Source organism: Streptomyces sp. SCPE 10 (genome assembly GCF_051980735.1).
Classification (GTDB): Bacteria; Actinomycetota; Actinomycetes; order Streptomycetales; family Streptomycetaceae; genus Streptomyces; species Streptomyces misionensis.
This window is the reverse complement of record NZ_CP197069.1, coordinates 2,893,969-2,911,876: the sequence shown is the minus strand read 5'-3', so window position 1 is coordinate 2,911,876 and position 17,908 is coordinate 2,893,969. Positions and strand designations below refer to the sequence as shown.

The window sequence follows — 17,908 nt, the reverse complement described above, 5'->3', positions numbered from 1 at the left end:
GGGGCCCTAGTCGGCCCTGCGGCTTCTGCTCCCCGGCCGGGAGGCGACCCAGGCGCGGACGGTGTCGGCGTACCAGTAGGGCTTGCCGCGCTCCACGTGGTCGGGCGGCGGCAGCAGCCCGTGCTTGCGGTACGACCGTACGGTGTCCGGCTGCACCTTGATGTGCGCCGCGATGTCCTTGTAGGACCAGAGCCTGCGGTCGGTCATGAGTTGCACCTCCCTGCGCGCGCCACGGCGGCGGCCGGGGGCGGCCGTCGGGGGGCCGGGCGCTGCGCTGGCGATCACCAAGCCTGCGCCCGGACAACGACGCACCGTGACCAACCGTCAGCCCCTGTCGAGCCCATGTGACGCCCCAGCCGCGTACACGCGACATGTGTGACGGAAGGCGGGTGTTCGTTACACGGCCGGCACAAAGCCGACGGCGAGCGCGCGCATGGACGGGCACGGACCGGGCAAGGGCGCGCGATCGGCCCCGGCACACCGTTCACCGCATCGTCCGAATGTCCGGACAAAACATTGACAGGGCTCGGTGCGCAGGACTACAAAGCCGGGGAGGCCCGTGACGAAGGGGAGTCGATGGCGTACGACCTGATCACCATGGGGCGGATCGGGGTGGACCTCTATCCGCTCCAGGCCGGCGTCCCGCTCGCCCGGGTGACGACCTTCGGCAAGTTCCTCGGCGGGTCGGCGACGAACGTGGCGGTCGCCGCGGCCCGGCTCGGCCGCACCGCCGCCGTGATCAGCCGCACCGGCGACGACCCCTTCGGCACCTACGCGCACGAGGCGCTGCGCGGTTTCGGCGTGGCCGACCACTGGGTCACCCCGGTCGCCGGACTGCCCACCCCGGTGACCTTCTGCGAGATCTTCCCGCCGGACGACTTCCCGCTGTACTTCTACCGCCGCCCCAAGGCCCCCGACCTGGAGATCCACCCCCACGAGCTGGACCTGGACGCCGTCCGCGCGGCCCGGATCTTCTGGGTGACCGGCACCGGGCTCAGCGAGGAGCCCAGCCGCACGGCCACCCTCGCCGCCCTCGCGCACCGGGGCAGGGCCGGCACCACCGTCTTCGACCTCGACTGGCGGCCGATGTTCTGGCACGACCCGGACACGGCCCGCCCCTTCTACGCCGAGGCCCTGCGCCACACCACCGTCGCCGTCGGCAACCTGGACGAGGTGGAGATCGCCACCGGGGAGCGCGAACCGCACGCCGCCGCACGGGCGTTGCTGGCCGCGGGCGTCGAACTCGCGGTGGTGAAACAGGGACCCAAGGGCGTCCTCGCGGTCAGCGCGCGCGGCGAGTGCGCCGAGGTGCCGCCGCTGCCCGTCACCGTGCTCAACGGCCTCGGCGCCGGGGACGCGTTCGGCGGCTCCCTGTGCCACGGACTGCTGGCCGGCTGGGACCTGGAGACCACGATGCGGCACGCCAACGCGGCCGGCGCCATCGTCGCCTCCCGCCTGGAGTGCTCCTCCGCGATGCCCACCCCCGACGAGGTGGCCGCCGCGCTGGCCGCGGGAGCGGTGCGGTGAGAGCCGGCACTCCGCGGCAACGGCGCGTGGACGTCGGCGAACTGGTGCGCCTGCGCACCCGGCACCCCGAGGCCGTCGCCGAGGCCGCCGCCCGCCGGGTGCGGCGCCCGCTGCTGAACGAGAACGGCCGGCTGGTGATCGTCGCCGCCGACCACCCCGCCCGGGGCGCGCTCGGCGTCGGGGGCCGCGGGCTCGCCATGGCCAACCGCGCCGACCTGCTGGAGCGCCTGTGCCTCGCACTGTCCCGGCCCGGTGTGGACGGCGTGCTCGCCACCGCCGACATCCTGGACGACCTGCTGCTGCTCGGCGCCCTGGACGACAAGGTGGTCATGGGCTCGATGAACCGGGGCGGGCTGCAAGGGGCCAGCTTCGAGCTGGACGACCGGTTCACCGGCTACCGCCCCGAGGACATCGCCCGCCTCGGCTTCGACGCGGGCAAGCTGCTGCTGCGCCTCGACTACACCGACCCCGGCTCGCTGACCACCCTGGAGTCCGCCGCCCGCGCCGTCGACGCCATGGCGGAGCGCGCGCTCCCGGTCTTCGTCGAGCCGTTCATCTGCCGCCGCACCCCCGAGGGCCGGCTCGTCAACGACCTCTCCGCCGAGGCGGTCACCCGCTCCATCGCCATCGCCTCCGGGCTCGGCGGCACTTCGGCCTACACCTGGCTGAAGGTGCCGGTCACCGCGGACCCCGACGACATGGCCGAGGTGATGGCGACCTCCACGCTGCCCGCCGTGCTGCTCGGCGGCGACATAGGCGACTCGCCCGAAGGACGGCTCGCCGCCTACGAGAAGTGGCGCGGCGCGCTCCGACTGCCCACCGTGCGCGGCCTGGTGGCCGGCCGCTCGCTGCTGTACCCGGCGGACGGCGATGTGGCCACCGCCGTGGACACCGCCGTAGGACTGCTGTGAGGGCCGCATGACCAGCACCGACCTGTATCTGCCGCGGGGCACCGCCGCGAGCGCCGAGTACGCCGTCGACATCGGCCCGAAGCGGGCCGGGTGGACGTACGGCGCACTGCGCGTCGTCGAACTGCCCCCGGCTGGTGGCCATACGTTCATCACCGGGGACAGTGAGTACATCGTGCTTCCGCTGGAAGGCGGATGTACCGTTCGAATCGAGGAAAGCGAGTTCCAACTCCTGGGCCGGGACAGCGTGTTCGCGGGGGCCACCGACTTCGCGTACGCACCCCGGGACGCCCGGGTCCAGATCGCCTCCGGCGCGGGAGGCCGCTTCGCCCTGGCAGGAGCGAAGTGCGAGCGACGACTCCCCGCCCGCTACGGCCCCGCGCCGGAGGTCCCCGTCGAACAGCGTGGCAGCGGCGGCTGCGCCCGCCAGGTGCGCAACTTCGCCGCCGCCGACACCTTCGCGTGCGACCGGCTGATCGCCGTCGAGGTGCTCACCCCCGGCGGCAACTGGTCCTCGTACCCGCCGCACAAGCACGACGAGCACCGGCCGGGCGAGGAGTGCGAGCTGGAGGAGATCTACTACTTCGAGATCGAGGGGGGCGGCCTCGGCTACCAGCGGGTGTTCCCGTCCCGCGCGGGCGGCGCCGACGTCCTCGCCGAGGTCCGTTCCGGCGACGTGGTGCTCGTCCCCGACGGCTGGCACGGCCCCTCCATCGCCCAGCCGGGGCACGCCATGTACTACCTGAACGTCATGGCCGGGCCCGGCGAGACACGGGAGTGGCGGATCCGGTTCCACCCCGACCACACCGAGACCACCGGGGGCTACCGATGACGATCCGGCTCACCGTCGCCCAGGCGCTCGTCCGCTTCCTCGCCGCCCAGCACACCGAACGCGACGGCGAGCGGCGGCGGCTGATCGGCGCCACCTGGGGCATCTTCGGCCACGGCAACGTCGCGGGCATCGGCCAGGCGCTGGTCGAGTACGCGGACGTGATGCCGTTCCACCAGGGCCGCAACGAGCAGTCCATGGTGCACGCGGCCGTCGGCTACGCCCGCCAGTCGGGCCGCCTGTCCACGCACGCGGTGACCACCTCCATCGGGCCCGGCGCCACCAACCTGGTCACCGGCGCCGCCCTCGCCACCGTCAACCACCTCCCCGTCCTGCTGCTCCCCGGCGACGTCTTCGCCACCCGCCCCGCCGACCCGGTGCTCCAGCAGCTGGAGGTGCCCCACGCGGGCGACGTCTCGGTCAACGACGCGCTGCGCCCGGTCTCCCGCTACTTCGACCGGATCACCCGCCCGGAGGCCCTGATCCCGGCCGCGCTCCAGGCCGCGCGGGTGCTCACCGACCCGGTGGAGACCGGCGCCGTCACCCTCGCCCTGCCCCAGGACGTGCAGGCGGAGGCGTACGACTGGCCGGAGGAGTTCTTCGCCGAGCGGGTGTGGACCGTACGGCGGCCGGGCGCGGACCCGGCCGAACTGGCCCGCGCGGCCGAGGCGGTCCGCGCGGCGCGCCGGCCCCTGCTGGTGGCGGGCGGCGGCGTCCACCACAGCCGCGCCGAGGCGGCCCTCGCCGCGTTCGCGTCGGCGACCGGCATCCCGGTGGCCTCCACCCAGGTCGGCAAGGGCTCGCTGCGGTACGACCACCCGCAGGACGTCGGCGGGATCGGCCACACCGGCACCGCGACCGCCGACGAGCTGGCGCGCACCGCGGACCTGGTGATCGGCGTGGGCACCCGCTTCACCGACTTCACCACCGCCTCCGGCACCCTCTTCGCCCGCCCGGACGTCCGCTTCCTGAGCCTCAACATCGCCCCCCACGACGGCCACAAGCTGGGCGCGCTGCCCCTGGTGGCGGACGCCCGCGGCGCCCTGGAGCAGCTGACCGCGGAACTGGCCGCGCACCGGGCCGACGCCGCGTACGTCGAGGAGTACACGGCGGGCAAGGAGCGCTGGGAGCGGATCGTCGACGCCTGTTTCGCGGCGGACCCGGCCGCCCAGCCGACCCAGCCGCAGGTCATCGGGGCGCTCGACGCCGTGGTGGACGAGTCGGACATCGTGATCAACGCGGCCGGATCGCTCCCCGGGGACCTGCACAAGCTGTGGCGGGCCCGCTCGCACGACCAGTACCACCTGGAGTACGGCTACTCCTGCATGGGCTACGAGATCCCGGCCGCGCTCGGCGTGAAGCTGGCCGCGCCCGAGCGGAACGTGTGGGCGCTGGTCGGCGACGGTACGTATCTGATGATGCCGACCGAGATCGTGACCGCCGTGCAGGAGGGCGTCGCGATCAAGGTGGTGCTGGTGCAGAACCACGGGTACGCGTCGATCGGCGGGCTGTCGGAGTCGGTGGGCGGCGAGCGGTTCGGCACCGCGTACCGGTTCCCGACGAAGGAAGGGACGTACACGGGCGCCCCGCTGCCCGTCGATCTCGCCGCCAACGCGGCGAGCCTCGGCATGCGGGTGCTGCGGGCCCGGACGGTGGGGGAGCTGCGCACGGCGCTCGCCGAGGCGCGCGCCGCCGACACTCCCACATGTGTCTACGTCGAGACCAAAACGTCCGACACTGTGTCGGGCGCGCCCGAGGCGCAGGCCTGGTGGGATGTTCCCGTGGCCGCGACCGCGACCCGGTCGGCCGCGGTCAGGGCACGTGAGCGGTACGAACGGCACGTCTCGACCCGACGCCGCCATCTGTGAGTAAGGAGTCTGTCGGCATGACGAAGATCGTCAACCACTGGATCGGCGGGAAGACCGTCGAGGGCGCGTCGGGTACGTACGGGCCGGTCACCGACCCGGCGACCGGCGCGGTGACCACGAAGGTCGCGTTCGCCACGGTCGAGGAGGTGGACGCGGCGGTCGCCGCCGCGAAGGACGCCTTCGCGACCTGGGGCACGTCCTCCCTCGCGCAGCGCACCACCATCCTCTTCAAGTTCCGGGCGCTGCTGGACGCGCACCGGGACGAGATCGCGGAGCTGATCACCGCCGAGCACGGCAAGGTGCACTCCGACGCGCTCGGCGAGGTCGCCCGCGGCCTGGAGATCGTTGACCTGGCCTGCGGCATCAACGTGCAGCTCAAGGGCGAGCTGTCCACCGAGGTGGCCGGCCGCGTGGACGTGGCCTCGATCCGCCAGCCGCTGGGTGTCGTCGCGGGCATCACGCCGTTCAACTTCCCGGCGATGGTCCCGATGTGGATGTTCCCGATCGCGATCGCGACCGGCAACACCTTCGTGCTCAAGCCGAGCGAGAAGGACCCGTCGGCCTCGATCCGCCTCGCCGAGCTGCTGGCCGAGGCCGGGCTCCCGGACGGCGTGTTCAACGTGGTGCACGGCGACAAGGTGGCCGTGGACCGCCTCCTGGAGCACCCGGACGTGCGGGCCGTCTCCTTCGTCGGCTCCACCCCGATCGCCCGGTACATCCACGCCACCGCCTCCGCCAACGGCAAGCGCGTGCAGGCCCTCGGCGGCGCCAAGAACCACATGCTGGTGCTGCCGGACGCCGACCTGGACGCGGCGGCCGACGCGGCCGTCTCCGCCGCCTACGGCTCCGCCGGCGAGCGCTGCATGGCCGTCTCGGCCCTGGTCGCGGTCGGCTCCATCGGCGACGAGCTGGTGGCGAAGATCCGCGAACGCGCCGAGAAGATCAAGATCGGTCCGGGCAACGACCCGTCCTCCGAGATGGGCCCGCTGATCACCGCCGCCCACCGCGACAAGGTCGCCTCCTACGTCGCGAACGCGGCCGCCGAGGGCGCCGAGGTGGTCCTCGACGGCACCGGCTACACCGTGGAGGGCTACGAGGACGGTCACTGGATCGGCATCTCGCTGCTGGACAAGGTGCCCACGACCGCCAAGGCCTACCAGGACGAGATCTTCGGCCCGGTGCTGTGCGTGCTGCGCGTGGACACCTACGAGGAGGGCGTGGCGCTGATGAACGCCTCGCCGTTCGGCAACGGCACCGCGATCTTCACCCGGGACGGCGGCGCCGCCCGCCGCTTCCAGCTGGAGATCGAGGCCGGCATGGTCGGCGTCAACGTGCCGATCCCGGTGCCGGTGGGCTACCACTCCTTCGGCGGCTGGAAGGACTCGCTCTTCGGCGACCACCACATCTACGGCAACGACGGCACGCGCTTCTACACCCGCGGCAAGGTCGTCACCACCCGCTGGCCCGACCCGGCGGACGCGCCCGCGGGCGTCGACCTCGGGTTCCCGCGCAACCACTGAGCGTACGCAGACACCCCCGTCGCAGCCCCGTCAGGCCGTCCGGATACCGGACGGCCTGACATTTTTTTGACACGTTCGCTGCGGTTCCCGTTCATGAGGATGAAACGGGTGACGAAGGGGTTAACAGAGAATGACCTTGGAAAGCAAGGTCAGGACGTGCACAGGCTTGGTGGATACACCAACAGGGCCTTGTTGCCTGCGAATCTGATGCCGGGTAAGGGTCATCCATGGTGCGGATTCCGAAGGCAAACAGCCATTGACGTGGTGGTTTTCGTCGGGGTTCCCTATGGGCGCCGGGAGCGGACGAGACGAACGTACGACGACGATCCGCCGGAGGCGATAGCGCTCCCGGACCCCCCAACCCTCACTCGCACGAGTCGATCGGATTCCGCCGTATGACCGACACGCTCCGCCCTGTCGAGACGAGCCTTTCAGAGGCCACGAACAGCCCGCAGAAGCTCAAGCGATCCATCGGCGTGGTCGGCGGCACCCTGCTCACCCTCTCGTGCGTCACGCCGGCCTCCACGCTCTTCGTCATCGTGCCCGACCTGTTCTCCAGCCTGGGCACGGCGACGGCGCTCTGTCTCGCCATCGGCGCGCTGCTGTGCATCCCGGTCGCCTTCTGCTACTCCGAGCTGGGCACCCTGATCCCCAGCGCGGGCGGCGAGTACGCCATGGTGTCCACCCTGGCCGGACGGCTGGCCGGCTGGCTCGCCTTCGTGATGTCGCTGCTCGTCGTGATGATCGTCCCCCCGGTCATCGCGATGGGCACCGCCGACTACCTCGCCCCGATCGTCCACCTCGACCCGTCCTGGACCGGCGCCGGCGTGATGATCGCGGCCACCCTCGCGGGCCTGCTCGACCTGCGCGCCAACGCCTGGATCACCGGCATCTTCCTGGTCCTGGAGGTCGTCGCGGCCGGCGTCGTCGCCCTGCTCGGCTTCGCCCACGCGCACCGCGGGGTCGGCGCCCTCACCTCCTTCCAGATCGCTGGCGAGAACGCCCACGTCAACCCCGTCACCGCGATGATGGTCCTGTCCGGGCTCGCCATCGCGCTCTTCGCCACCCAGGGCTTCTCCACCGCCGTCTACCTCTCCGAGGAGCTGGAGGACCCGCGCCGCAACGTCGCCCGCACCGTCCTCGCCACCCTGGTCATCTCCAGCGTCGTCATCCTGGTGCCGGTCACGGCGATCACCCTGGGCGCCGGCGACCTCAAGTCCCTGACCGCGGGCAACATCAGCAGCATGGTCATCGCCTGGAGCAACTCGGCGGTCGGCACCTTCGTCAGCCTCTGCGTGGCCCTCGCCATCATCAACGCGGGCATCGTGATGGTCATCCAGAACTCCCGCGTCCTGTTCGCCTCCGCCCGCGACAAGGCCTGGCCCTCGCCGGTCAACAACGCCCTCGCCAAGCTGGGCCGGTTCGGCTCCCCCTGGGTCGCCACCCTCGTCGTGGGCGTCCCCGGCGCCTTCCTCTGCTTCGTCAACCTGGACACGCTCTACGGCGTCACCGGCGTCGCCGTCACCGCCCTCTACCTGCTGGTCGCCGTCGCCGCCCTGCTCGCCCGGCGCGGCGGGCACGCCACCCGCAAGGCCTGGCGGATGCCGCTGTGGCCGGCCATGCCGGTCCTGCTGATCGCGATCCTGGTCTACATCCTGGTCGAGCAGGAGGTCTCCTACCTGATCTGGACCGGCGGCATCACCGTCGTGGCCACCCTCTACTGGGCCTTCTACCTCCGCCCCCGCCAGGAGACCCGCTGGCTGGTCTCCATCCCCGAGGACGCCCAGGAAGCCTGACCCACGCGGCGCCCGGCCCCCGGTACCCCTCACCTCCGGTACCGGGGGCCGGCCCGTGTCCGGGCGGCTACCGCGGACGAAGTAGACGGCGGCGGGCCCTACTCCCGTGGAAGGGGCCCGGGTTCAGCCCAGGGGGGCAGGGCGGATGTCCGAGGCGGACCGTACCGTTGAGCCATGGATCTTCGTGTCCCCGCGTGGCGAGGGCTGATCGAGGGGCCGCGGCGGCTGGTGGCCGCCGCGGCCGCCGTCGTGGTGCTCGCCGCCGCCGGAACCTGGACCGCCGCCGCCTCCGGCGGCGAGACGCCGGTGCACCGCAGCGACCGGATGATGAGCATGCCGGGCGGCGTGCGGCTGGACACCTCGTACTTCACCGCGGGCGGTGGCGGCCGGCGCCCCGCCGTGCTGCTGGCGCACGGCTTCGGCGGCAGCAAGGACGACATGCGCGCCCAGGCCCAGGACCTCGCCCGCGACGGGTACGCGGTGCTGACCTGGTCCGCGCGCGGCTTCGGCCGGTCCACCGGCAAGATCGGCCTGAACGACCCCAAGTACGAGGTCGCCGACGTCTCCCGGCTCATCGACTGGCTGGCGAAGCAGCCCCAGGTGCGCCTCGACAGGCCCGGCGACCCCCGCGTGGGCATGGCCGGCGGCTCCTACGGCGGCGCGATCTCCCTGCTCGCCGCCGGCTACGACCACCGGGTGGACGCCATCGCCCCGGCCGTCACCTACTGGAACCTCGCCGACGCCCTGTTCCCCGACGGCGTGTTCAAGAAGCTGTGGGCCGGGGTCTTCTTCGGCGAGGGCGGCGGCTGCGCCCGCTTCGAGGCCGACCTGTGCCGGATGTACGACCGGGTCGCCGAGTCCGGCACCCCGGACGCCGCCGCCCGCAGGCTCCTCGAACAGCGCTCGCCGTCCGCCGTCGGCTCCCGCATCAAGGTGCCCACCCTGCTGGTGCAGGGCCAGACCGACTCCCTCTTCCCGCTCGGCCAGGCCGACGCCGCCGCGCGGGCCGTCAAGGCCAACGGCGCCCCCGTCGACGTCGACTGGATCGCGGGCGGACACGACGGCGGCGACCTGGAGACCGGCCGCGTCCAGGACCGGGTGCGCTCCTGGTTCGACCGGTACCTGAAGGGCGACAAGGGCGCCGACACCGGACCCGCCTTCCGGATCACCCGCACCGGCGGCGTGAACTCCACCGACGGCACCGCCCAGCTGCGCGGGGCGAGCGCGAACACCTACCCGGGCCTGCGCGCCGGCCGGCACGACGTGCCCCTGACCGGCGGCGAGCAGCGCGTGGCCAACCCGGCCGGGGCCGGCCCGCCCGCCGTCTCCGCGGTGCCCGGACTCGGCGGCGCGAGCGGCCTCGGACAGCTGTCCTCGCTCGGCCTCGGCGTCTCCCTCGACTTCCCCGGCCAGTACGCCCGCTTCGACTCCGCGCCGCTGACCCACGACCTCCGGATCACCGGCACCCCGACCGCCCGGCTCCACCTCCGCTCGACCAACGACGCCGCCGTGCTGTTCGGCAAGGTCTACGACGTCGGCCCCGACGGCGGTCAGCAGGTGCTGCCCGCCCAGCTCGTCGCCCCCTTCCGGGTGACCGGGGCCAAGGCCGGCAAGGACGTCACCGTCACCCTCCCCGCGATCGACCACGAGGTGCGCAAGGGCCACCGGCTCCGCCTGGTCCTCGCCGCCACCGACCTCGGCTACGCCTCCCCGGTCGCCCCGGCCACCTACACGGTCTCCCTCGAGAGCCCGCTCAGCGTCCCGACGGCACCCGCCGTCACCACCGCCGCGGCCCCGCTGCCCTCCTGGGTGTGGTGGCTGCCCCTGGCCGGCGCCGCCCTCGCCGCCGTCCTGCTGCTGACCGGCCGCCGCCGGACGACCGCCCCCGCCCCCGACCCGGAACTGGCCGAGGTCCCCCTGGTCATCGACGGCCTGAGCAAGCGCTACGCCAGGTCCGCCGACCGGTACGCGGTGCGCGAGCTGTCCTTCCGCGTCGAGCGCGGCCAGGTGCTCGGCCTGCTCGGACCCAACGGCGCGGGCAAGACCACCACCCTGCGCATGCTGATGGGCCTGATCACCCCGGACGACGGCGAGATCCGCGTCTTCGGGCACGCCGTCCGCCCCGGCGCCAAGGTGCTGTCCCGGGTCGGCGCCTTCGTGGAGGGCGCGGGCTTCCTGCCGCACCTGTCGGGCCGGGAGAACCTGGAGCTGTACTGGCGGGCCACCGGCCGCCCGGAACAGGACGCCCACCTGGACGAGGCCCTGGAGATCGCCGGACTCGGCGACGCGCTCGCCCGCGCGGTGCGCACCTACTCCCAGGGCATGCGCCAGCGGCTGGCCATCGCCCAGGCCATGCTCGGCCTGCCCGACCTGCTGATCCTGGACGAGCCCACCAACGGCCTCGACCCGCCGCAGATCCGGGAGATGCGCGAGGTGATGATCCGGTACGCGGCCGGCGGGCGCACCGTGATCGTCTCCAGCCACCTCCTCTCCGAGGTCGAGCAGTCCTGCACCCACCTGGTGGTGATGGACCGCGGCCGGCTCGTCCAGGCCGGTCCGGTGCGGGAGATCATCGGCTCCGGCGACACCCTGCTCGTCGGCACCGCCACGCCCGTGGAGGAGCCGGTGGTGGAGAAGGTGGCCGCCCTGGACGCCGTGGCCTCCGCCGTGCGCACCGACGACGGGCTGCTGATCCGCCTCGAACCCGGCGGCACCGCCGAGTGGCTGGTCGCGGAGCTGGTGCGGCTGTCGGTGCCGGTCGCCTCGGTCGGCCCGCACCGCCGCCTGGAGGACGCCTTCCTCACCCTGATCGGAGGTTCCGCATGAGCGCGCTCACCGAGGTGGCCTCCGGCTACCGCACCCGGCGCACCCTGCCCCTGCGGGTGGAGCTGGTCCGCCAGCTCAAGCGGCGCCGCACCCTGGTCATGGGCGCGCTCCTCGCCGTCCTGCCGTTCGTGCTGGTGATCGCCTTCGCCGTCGGCCACCCCTCGGGGCGCGACGGCCAGGTCACCCTGATGGACACGGCCACCGCGTCCGGGGCCAACTTCGCCGCGGTGAACCTGTTCGTCTCGGCGGGCTTCCTGCTGGTCGTGCCGGTCGCCCTGTTCTGCGGGGACACCGTGGCCTCGGAGGCCAACTGGTCCTCCCTGCGCTATCTGCTGGCCGCGCCCGTGCCCCGGGCCCGGCTGCTGTGGTCCAAGCTGGTCGTGGCGCTCGGGCTGAGCCTCGCCGCGATGGTGCTGCTGCCGGTCGTCGCGCTCGCCGTCGGCACCGTCGCCTACGGCTGGGGGCCGCTCCACATACCCACCGGCGGCGAGCTGGACACCGGCACGGCGGTGCAGCGGCTCGCGGTGGCGGTGGCGTACGTCTTCGTGTCCCAGCTGGTCACCGCCGCTCTGGCGTTCTGGCTGTCGACCCGGACGGACGCTCCGCTCGGCGCGGTCGGCGGCGCGGTCGGCCTGACCATCGTCGGCAATGTGCTGGACGCCGTCACCGCCCTCGGCCACTGGCGCGACTTCCTGCCCGCGCACTGGCAGTTCGCCTGGGCCGACGCCCTCCAGCCGCACGCCGGGTGGTCCGGCATGCTCCAGGGCGCCTCCCTCTCACTCACCTGCGCCCTGGTGCTGTTCGCCCTGGCCTTCCGGGGCTTCGCCCGCAAGGACGTCGTCTCCTAGGGCCCCGCCCGGTCCGTACACGACGAAGCGGCGGGCCACCGGGGGGACCGGTGACCCGCCGCCGCGGGAGTCGGCTGCTCAGCTGCCGACGGCGCCGTTGCCCGAGAGCGCGGAGATGTCGTCCAGGATGTGCGAGAGCGGCTCGTCGCCCTTCGCCTCCGTGGAGTTCTCCGTGCACTGCTGGGTCTGCGGCGAGGACAGGACCGGGATGTCCTGGACCCCGACGTTGACCAGCGCGACCAGCGACTGGGCGTCGATCTTCGCCGGCAGGCCGATGCAGGGCTTGTTGAGCGAACCCTCGACCAGCGAGAGCTGCGGGCTCATGCTGCCGGCGGTGGCCGAGTTGCCGAAGGACGACGTGGCGCCGTTGCCGCTGAGCGACGTGGTGCCGTGGTCGTTGCCGATGGCGAGGGCCTGGGGGGCCGCCGCACCGGCGAGACCGGCGACGGAGGCGGCAACGGCCGCGGTTGCCCACAGCTTCTTCATGTTCGTTCCCTTTCGAAAGGCGGACTCCGGGGAGGAGCTGCGTGACCGTCAACTGCCTCGACGGAGCCGTGGTTGCGGCTTTTGCCCCGTTTGGAGCAGTGTGGTCGGATGAATGGATGAACGCCCTCCGGGCGAACCGGCGCCCGGACAGCGAAACGGCGGGCCAACGGAGGGAAATCCGGTGGCCCGCCGCCGCGCGGAGCGACCGCTCAGCTGCCGGCGGCGCCGTTGCCGGACAGGGCGGAGATGTCGTCCAGGATGTGCGACAGGGCCTCGTCGCCCTTCGCCTGCGTGGAGTTCTCCGTGCACTGCTGGGTCTGCGGCGAGGACAGGATCGGGATGTCCTGGACGCCGATGTTGAGCAGTCCGACCACCGACTGGAGGTCGGCCTTCGCCGGCAGGCCGATGCAGGGCTTGTTGAACGAGCCCTGGATGAGCGCCATCTGCGGGCTCATGTTGCCGTAGGTGGCCGAGTTGCCGTACGTCTGCGCGGCGCCGTTGCCGCTGTAGGTCGTCGTACCGGTGTCGTTGCCGATGGCCAGGGCCGGTGCCGCGACGGCGGCGGAGACACCGACGACGGAGGCGGCGACCGAGGCGGTGGCCAGAACCTTCTTGATCACTTGCTGATTCCCTTCTGAAGACACCCCGTCCACCGGAGCGATCTGGTTCAACGGGACCGGGCGCCCACGGTTGCCCTCCTTCACTCCAATGGCGCACATTTCGCGGGTGCCGGCGCATGGGCGGTGAATACGGCCGGACGATCCGATCGGGTGATCCCCCGCAACCAAACGGCCCCGGCCCGGTTGATGCGAGGGCAGGAACATGCGTCTTGGTGAAAGCCAGGGAAGGAAAGCGAAATGCTGAAGAAGGCAATGGCCGCGGCGGCGGTCGCCGCGTCTTTCATCGGTGTGTCTGCGGCGGCGGCCCCTCAGGCGCTTGCCATCGGCAACGACCACGGCACCACGTCGGCCAGCGGCAACGGCGCCCATGAGTCGTTCGGGAACGCGGTGACCCGCGGCAACCTGAGCCCGCAGGCCACCCTGGTGGGCGGCTCGCTCAACGACCTGTGCGTCGGCCTGCCGGTGAAGGCGGACGTCCAGTCGGTGCTCGCGCTGGTCAACGTCGGTGTCCAGGACATCCCCGTGCTGTCCTCGCAGCAGATCCAGCAGTGCGCCGAGAACTCGACGCAGGCCAAGGACGACGAGCCGCTCTCGCACGTCGCGGACGACATCTCCGTCCTGGCGGGCAACGGCGCCGTCGGCAGCTGAGCAGGCCCCACCCCGAGTGCCGTCCGGGCGCCGCACCGTGTTTTCGGTGCGGCGCCCGGATGTTTTTGTCCTTCTTCGCAAAGAAGCACCTATCCGTTAATCGTCCAAGGTGCCAATTCTACTGGGGCGTTCGAGTGAATTAGGGGGCCGGGTGCGTTCCAGAGTTTCCCGGGTTGTCTATTCCTCGTTCTAGAACCTGCCGGTCATGGTGCGAGCCGTTCAAGGCCGTGCTCGCTCGGTTTCGACCGCTCATAGGGGCATGACCGTCAGAGAAGGGAAAACTTATGAAGAAGAGCGCTGCAGTCATCGCCGGTGCCCTCCTGGCGCTGGGCGGGGCCGCCCCCGCTTTCGCCGACGCCGGGGCCGGGGCCGCCGCCGCGAACTCTCCGGGCGTGCTGTCCGGCAACGCGATCCAGATCCCGGTGCACGTCCCGATCAACCTGTGCGGCGACTCCGTGGACGTCATCGGTCTGCTGAACCCCGCGTTCGGCGACACCTGCGCCAACGGCTGACGTTCGGTACCCACCGCACGCCAGCCCGCCGGCTGCGTTCAGGCCGGTCTCGGACCGTCGATCCATAGATCTCCAGGCCCGAGGCCGGCCTTCCCACATCTTCGAGCAGTTCGAGCAGGAAGACTACGAGATTGCGACAGACCCTCAGCAAGGGCGCAGTCGTGGCCGCAGCTGCCGCGACCGGCGTGCTTTCGTTGTACGGCACCGCCGCGCTCGCCGACTCCAACGCGCAGGCGGCGGCCCATGGTTCACCAGGCGTGCTGTCCGGCAACAGCGTCCAGGTCCCGGTGCACATTCCGGTGAACGTCTGCGGCGACTCCGTGGACGTGGCCGCGGCGCTGAACCCGGCGTTCGGCAACTTCTGCGCCAACGCCGGTCACAAGCACCACTCGGCCCCGCCCACGGGTTACGGCGACGACGACTCGGGCGGCTATGGCAGCTCCGAGACCACCGCGCCGTCGTCGTACGGGCACGAGCCGAGCCCGTCGCCGTCGTACGGGAGTTCCGAGTCGACGCCGCCGTCGTCCTACGGACACGAGCCGACCCCGTCGCCGTCGTACGGCGACGAGACCACTCCGCCGCCCTCGTACGGGAACGAGACGACTTCGCCGCCGTCGTACGGCGACGAGTCCACCCCGTCGCCGTCGTACGGCGACGACACCACCCCGCCCCCGTACGGCGGTGGTGAGACCACGTCTCCGCCCGAGACCACCCCGCCCCCGGGCCACCCTTCGCTGCCGCACACCGGTGGCAACGCCCGTGCGATGATCGCGACTTCGGCCGCCAGCGCCGCGCTGATCGCGGCCGGTGCGGTGCTGTACCGCCGCGGCCGGAGCACCGCCCGCCGCTGACGCCCGGGAGGACCCCCGCACGCGCCCGTGCGGGGGTCTTCGCGTGGGCGAGCGGCCAGTTGAGCGAGGATCACCCCTTTGGCGGCACAACCCGCGAGCGCGGGGCGCGTTGACACAACGCCGGGTATTCGCCCGGGTGTTGTGTCGATCCCAAGGAGCACCTTTCCATGTCGCGTATCGCGAAGGGTCTGATCCTGACCTCCGCCGCCGTCGCGGCCGTCGCCGGCACCGCCGGTATCGCCGCCGCCGACTCGGGCGCAGGCAGCGTCGCCGCCAACTCGCCGGGCGTCGTGTCGGGCAATGCCATCGAGGTCCCGATCCACGTGCCGGTCAACCTCTGCGGCGACAGCGTCGACGTCATCGGCCTGCTGAACCCGGCGTTCGGCGACACCTGCGTCAACGGCTGACGTCCGCCGCGGTTCGCCGACCGGCCGTCCGTCCCCGCATCCGTCGTGGGGTGGGCGGCCGGTTCGCCGTTCCGGGGCAACGTGGCCCGGCACGTCCGTTACGGCGGACGGGGCAGCGTGTGGCCCGGACGGGGCAGGTGGCGTAGCGAGCGGTTGCGGGGCGCGGGCGGCGAACGGACGGTGGCTTCGGATCCCGAAACCCGTCCGAAAGGAATCCCCATGCGTGCTCTGCCCGCGCGGCGCCTCGCCTCCACCGTCGTCGGCGCCGCCGTCCTGGCCGCCGTCACCGGCCCGGTCGCCGTCGCCGTCTCCGCCGACTCGACGGGAGACCGTGCCGACACCGGGACCTCCCGGGCCTCCCTGCCCGGCGCCGCGAAACTGCTCGCCCAGGTCAGGGCCATGGACCGCAGCGGCTCCGTGCCCAAGCAGGTCGTCACCCTGCTGGACCGGTCGCTGACCGAGGGCAGACTGCCGGCGGCCGAGGCCAGACGGCTGGGCGACGAGGCGAAGAAGGCCCTCGAACGGGCGGCGGCGGCCGGGACACTCGCCACGCCGACGGCCCCCGCGGCCACGCCCGCCACGCCCACCGCCCCCGCGGCCACGCCGACGGCCCCCGCTCAGCCCGCGGCCACGCCCACCGCCCCCGCCGCCACCCCGACGGCCCCCGCCACCCCCGCTCAGCCCGCCACGCCCTCCGCGCCCGCCGTCGCCCCCTCGGGTTCCGAGTCGCAGTCGGCGATGCCCAAGCCGGCCGCCTCCGCCGCAAAGCACGGCGCCACGCGGGCCGTGCCCGCCGCCCGCGATCTCCTCGGCGATGTGCTCGCCGCGGTGGACGCCCTGGTCAACGCGGTCGTCTCCCAGGTCGACCAGGTGGTCTCCAACGCCAAGAACCTCGTCGACCTGCTGCTCGCGTCCCTCAGCCCGACCCCCACCGCGACCCCCGCCGCGACCTCCACCCCGGCCGCCACGCCGAGCCTGCCCGCGCTGCCGAGCCTGCCCGCGACCGGGTGAGCGCCTGAGGCCCGGACGCGGGCCGGGTCGCCGTACGAGGCATGTTCATATGTCTTCAGGGCCACGGGGTTTCGGTCCGGCGCGGCGGTCGTTAGGCACGGCGTCCGACATCCCCTGGGCGGCGTCGAGCCGCCCGAAGAGAGGAACATGATGAAGTCCCTGAAGGCTGCCGTCGTCGTTGCCGGTTCCGTGGCCCTCGCCGGCGTCACCGCGCCCGCGTTCGCCTACAACGCCTCCGACCTGACGCCCACCAGCCTCAACGGTGCCGTCAACCAGCTCGCCAAGGGCCCCATCACCCTGCGCGACATGATGCCGATCCAGCACCAGTCGGACGCGCTCGACACCGAGAACAAGGACTCCCTGCTGCACACCGTCAAGGGCGCCACCACCGCGCTGAACCAGCACAACCCGCTGCTCGGCGGCCTGCCCCTGCAGAGCTGACACCCCCCGCGCCCCGGGGCCGGTACCGCATTCGCGGCACCGGCCCCGACCCGTTCCGGGCCACTTCCCTCGATCGTGTGGAGCCCCCCGGACCACTGGTCCGGACGGGTGAGAAGCCGCCGGACCGCCCCCGGCCCCGTCGATAAGGTCGCGCGGTGACCTCAACCCCCACCGCACCACACCCCGCCGACCTCGGCACGCTCGTCGTGCTGCCCTGGAGCGGCGCGGCCCCCGACGGCACCGACATGCCCTATCTGCTGGCCTACTCCCTCGGGGACGCGCCGGGCGGCCCGGACACCACCGCCGCCGCGGTCGAGCACCTGCTGGTGAGCAACGGGCTGCCGGTCGGCGGCGACCTGGTCGACGGCACGTACCGGCCCAGCCTGCCCATCAGCCTGCTGGTGGAGGCCGGGCAGGCGGTCGTCCGGATGCCGCGGCTGATCGCCCAGGCCCCCGCACCGCCGGAGTGGCTCGCCGCCGTCCGCGCCCGCGGCTACGCCTACCTCGTCTTCACCACCCGCGCCTGGCCCGAGGGCGCCCCCGGCACCATCGTGTCGCCCGCCGCGCTCGCCGCGTTCGCCGGCGCCCAGGAGACCCTGAACGCGGCCGCGCACGTCGTACTGCCCGTCACCAGGCTGCGCTGATACGGCCAACGCGAGCCACACCGAGTCGACTTGGGGTGCCGCCGACGGCCGGTGGCCGTACCGGGTCGGCCGACGACGGGACTCGCGGACCGGCCCCGGCACGACCAGCCCACTATTACGGCAGCCGGGGGAAAAGCGTGCCGACGCCGTTTTCCCGCTCCGGCGG

18 protein-coding genes are annotated in these 17,908 nt (G+C 72.7%); 15 read left to right on the top strand and 3 right to left on the bottom strand.

The genetic code is table 11. The annotated features are described in order from the left end of the window. Positions 1-6: 6 nt before the first annotated feature. On the bottom strand, positions 7-207 hold the full coding sequence (locus tag ACSP97_RS13640; RefSeq protein ID WP_440557695.1) for a helix-turn-helix transcriptional regulator: 201 nt from the start codon (positions 205-207) through the stop codon (positions 7-9). A 369-nt stretch (positions 208-576) separates the two neighbouring features. On the opposite strand from ACSP97_RS13640, the gene iolC reads away from it, so the two are divergent. From iolC to ACSP97_RS13600, 8 genes are all read left to right on the top strand, one after another. After that, on the top strand, positions 577-1,527 hold the full coding sequence (iolC, locus tag ACSP97_RS13635) for a 5-dehydro-2-deoxygluconokinase (RefSeq protein ID WP_355144921.1): 951 nt from the start codon (positions 577-579) through the stop codon (positions 1,525-1,527). Positions 1,528-1,553: 26 nt separating this feature from the next. Beyond that, positions 1,554-2,438 carry a Cgl0159 family (beta/alpha)8-fold protein gene (locus tag ACSP97_RS13630; protein WP_435799088.1) on the top strand — a complete coding sequence of 295 codons (885 nt, stop codon included), beginning with the start codon at positions 1,554-1,556 and terminating at the stop codon, positions 2,436-2,438. 7 nt (positions 2,439-2,445) lie between these two features. Further along, positions 2,446-3,267: a 5-deoxy-glucuronate isomerase gene (gene iolB, locus ACSP97_RS13625; RefSeq protein WP_440557693.1), complete on the top strand. Its 822-nt coding sequence runs from the start codon at positions 2,446-2,448 to the stop codon at positions 3,265-3,267. Next, on the top strand, positions 3,264-5,132 hold the full coding sequence (gene iolD, locus ACSP97_RS13620) for a 3D-(3,5/4)-trihydroxycyclohexane-1,2-dione acylhydrolase (decyclizing) (RefSeq protein WP_440557691.1): 1,869 nt from the start codon (positions 3,264-3,266) through the stop codon (positions 5,130-5,132). The genes iolB and iolD overlap by 4 nt, the downstream gene beginning before the upstream one ends. A 17-nt stretch (positions 5,133-5,149) precedes the next feature. Further along, positions 5,150-6,652 (top strand): CoA-acylating methylmalonate-semialdehyde dehydrogenase, encoded by a 1,503-nt coding sequence (gene mmsA, locus ACSP97_RS13615; protein WP_355144913.1) that lies wholly within the window; start codon positions 5,150-5,152, stop codon positions 6,650-6,652. A gap of 395 nt (positions 6,653-7,047) precedes the next feature. Further along, positions 7,048-8,448 carry an APC family permease gene (locus ACSP97_RS13610; RefSeq protein WP_355144911.1) on the top strand — a complete coding sequence of 467 codons (1,401 nt, stop codon included), beginning with the start codon at positions 7,048-7,050 and terminating at the stop codon, positions 8,446-8,448. 174 nt (positions 8,449-8,622) lie between these two features. Then, positions 8,623-11,274: a CocE/NonD family hydrolase gene (locus ACSP97_RS13605; protein ID WP_440557688.1), complete on the top strand. Its 2,652-nt coding sequence runs from the start codon at positions 8,623-8,625 to the stop codon at positions 11,272-11,274. Further along, positions 11,271-12,122, top strand: coding sequence for an ABC transporter permease (locus ACSP97_RS13600; RefSeq protein WP_440557686.1), 852 nt, complete (start codon positions 11,271-11,273; stop codon positions 12,120-12,122). Before ACSP97_RS13605 ends, ACSP97_RS13600 begins: the two co-directional genes overlap by 4 nt. 78 nt (positions 12,123-12,200) lie before the next feature. On the opposite strand, the gene ACSP97_RS13595 is transcribed toward ACSP97_RS13600, so the two are convergent. Together ACSP97_RS13595 and ACSP97_RS13590 are read right to left on the bottom strand one after the other, a co-directional pair. Beyond that, positions 12,201-12,608: a rodlin gene (locus tag ACSP97_RS13595; RefSeq protein WP_355527654.1), complete on the bottom strand. Its 408-nt coding sequence runs from the start codon at positions 12,606-12,608 to the stop codon at positions 12,201-12,203. Positions 12,609-12,817: 209 nt separating this feature from the next. Next, the gene (locus ACSP97_RS13590) at positions 12,818-13,228 is read right to left on the bottom strand and encodes a rodlin (RefSeq protein ID WP_355324702.1); all 411 of its coding nucleotides are present in this window, start codon (positions 13,226-13,228) and stop codon (positions 12,818-12,820) included. 237 nt (positions 13,229-13,465) lie between these two features. On the opposite strand from ACSP97_RS13590, the gene ACSP97_RS13585 reads away from it, so the two are divergent. The 7 genes from ACSP97_RS13585 (at position 13,466) to ACSP97_RS13555 (ending at position 17,742) form a co-directional block, all read left to right on the top strand. Continuing rightward, positions 13,466-13,876 carry a rodlin gene (locus tag ACSP97_RS13585; RefSeq protein ID WP_355324699.1) on the top strand — a complete coding sequence of 137 codons (411 nt, stop codon included), beginning with the start codon at positions 13,466-13,468 and terminating at the stop codon, positions 13,874-13,876. 284 nt (positions 13,877-14,160) lie between these two features. Continuing rightward, positions 14,161-14,388, top strand: a complete 228-nt coding sequence (locus ACSP97_RS13580; protein ID WP_355144899.1) for a chaplin — start codon at positions 14,161-14,163, stop codon at positions 14,386-14,388. A 161-nt stretch (positions 14,389-14,549) separates the two neighbouring features. After that, complete coding sequence (locus ACSP97_RS13575) at positions 14,550-15,239, top strand: chaplin (protein ID WP_440557683.1); 690 nt, start codon at positions 14,550-14,552, stop codon at positions 15,237-15,239. 167 nt (positions 15,240-15,406) lie between these two features. After that, positions 15,407-15,646: a chaplin gene (locus ACSP97_RS13570; RefSeq protein WP_355324693.1), complete on the top strand. Its 240-nt coding sequence runs from the start codon at positions 15,407-15,409 to the stop codon at positions 15,644-15,646. Positions 15,647-15,865: 219 nt separating this feature from the next. Then, positions 15,866-16,657 (top strand): hypothetical protein, encoded by a 792-nt coding sequence (locus tag ACSP97_RS13565; RefSeq protein WP_440557681.1) that lies wholly within the window; start codon positions 15,866-15,868, stop codon positions 16,655-16,657. A gap of 150 nt (positions 16,658-16,807) precedes the next feature. Further along, positions 16,808-17,098, top strand: coding sequence for a hypothetical protein (locus ACSP97_RS13560; protein WP_355145103.1), 291 nt, complete (start codon positions 16,808-16,810; stop codon positions 17,096-17,098). A 155-nt stretch (positions 17,099-17,253) separates the two neighbouring features. Then, positions 17,254-17,742, top strand: a complete 489-nt coding sequence (locus ACSP97_RS13555) for a DUF5949 family protein (protein ID WP_355144891.1) — start codon at positions 17,254-17,256, stop codon at positions 17,740-17,742. The last annotated feature ends 166 nt before the right edge of the window (positions 17,743-17,908 follow it).

Excerpts from the sequence above, each read along its gene's own strand:
- ACSP97_RS13640 (WP_440557695.1), bottom strand. The coding sequence starts at position 207 with ATGACCGACCGCAGGCTCTGGTCCTACAAGGACATCGCGGCGCACATC.
- ACSP97_RS13570 (WP_355324693.1), top strand. The coding sequence starts at position 15,407 with ATGTCGCGTATCGCGAAGGGTCTGATCCTGACCTCCGCCGCCGTCGCG.
- iolB (WP_440557693.1), top strand. The coding sequence starts at position 2,446 with ATGACCAGCACCGACCTGTATCTGCCGCGGGGCACCGCCGCGAGCGCC.
- mmsA (WP_355144913.1), top strand. The coding sequence starts at position 5,150 with ATGACGAAGATCGTCAACCACTGGATCGGCGGGAAGACCGTCGAGGGC.
- ACSP97_RS13560 (WP_355145103.1), top strand. The coding sequence starts at position 16,808 with ATGAAGTCCCTGAAGGCTGCCGTCGTCGTTGCCGGTTCCGTGGCCCTC.
- ACSP97_RS13605 (WP_440557688.1), top strand. The coding sequence starts at position 8,623 with ATGGATCTTCGTGTCCCCGCGTGGCGAGGGCTGATCGAGGGGCCGCGG.
- iolC (WP_355144921.1), top strand. The coding sequence starts at position 577 with ATGGCGTACGACCTGATCACCATGGGGCGGATCGGGGTGGACCTCTAT.
- ACSP97_RS13585 (WP_355324699.1), top strand. The coding sequence starts at position 13,466 with ATGCTGAAGAAGGCAATGGCCGCGGCGGCGGTCGCCGCGTCTTTCATC.
- ACSP97_RS13600 (WP_440557686.1), top strand. The coding sequence starts at position 11,271 with ATGAGCGCGCTCACCGAGGTGGCCTCCGGCTACCGCACCCGGCGCACC.
- ACSP97_RS13580 (WP_355144899.1), top strand. The coding sequence starts at position 14,161 with ATGAAGAAGAGCGCTGCAGTCATCGCCGGTGCCCTCCTGGCGCTGGGC.
- ACSP97_RS13610 (WP_355144911.1), top strand. The coding sequence starts at position 7,048 with ATGACCGACACGCTCCGCCCTGTCGAGACGAGCCTTTCAGAGGCCACG.
- ACSP97_RS13565 (WP_440557681.1), top strand. The coding sequence starts at position 15,866 with ATGCGTGCTCTGCCCGCGCGGCGCCTCGCCTCCACCGTCGTCGGCGCC.
- ACSP97_RS13595 (WP_355527654.1), bottom strand. The coding sequence starts at position 12,608 with ATGAAGAAGCTGTGGGCAACCGCGGCCGTTGCCGCCTCCGTCGCCGGT.
- iolD (WP_440557691.1), top strand. The coding sequence starts at position 3,264 with ATGACGATCCGGCTCACCGTCGCCCAGGCGCTCGTCCGCTTCCTCGCC.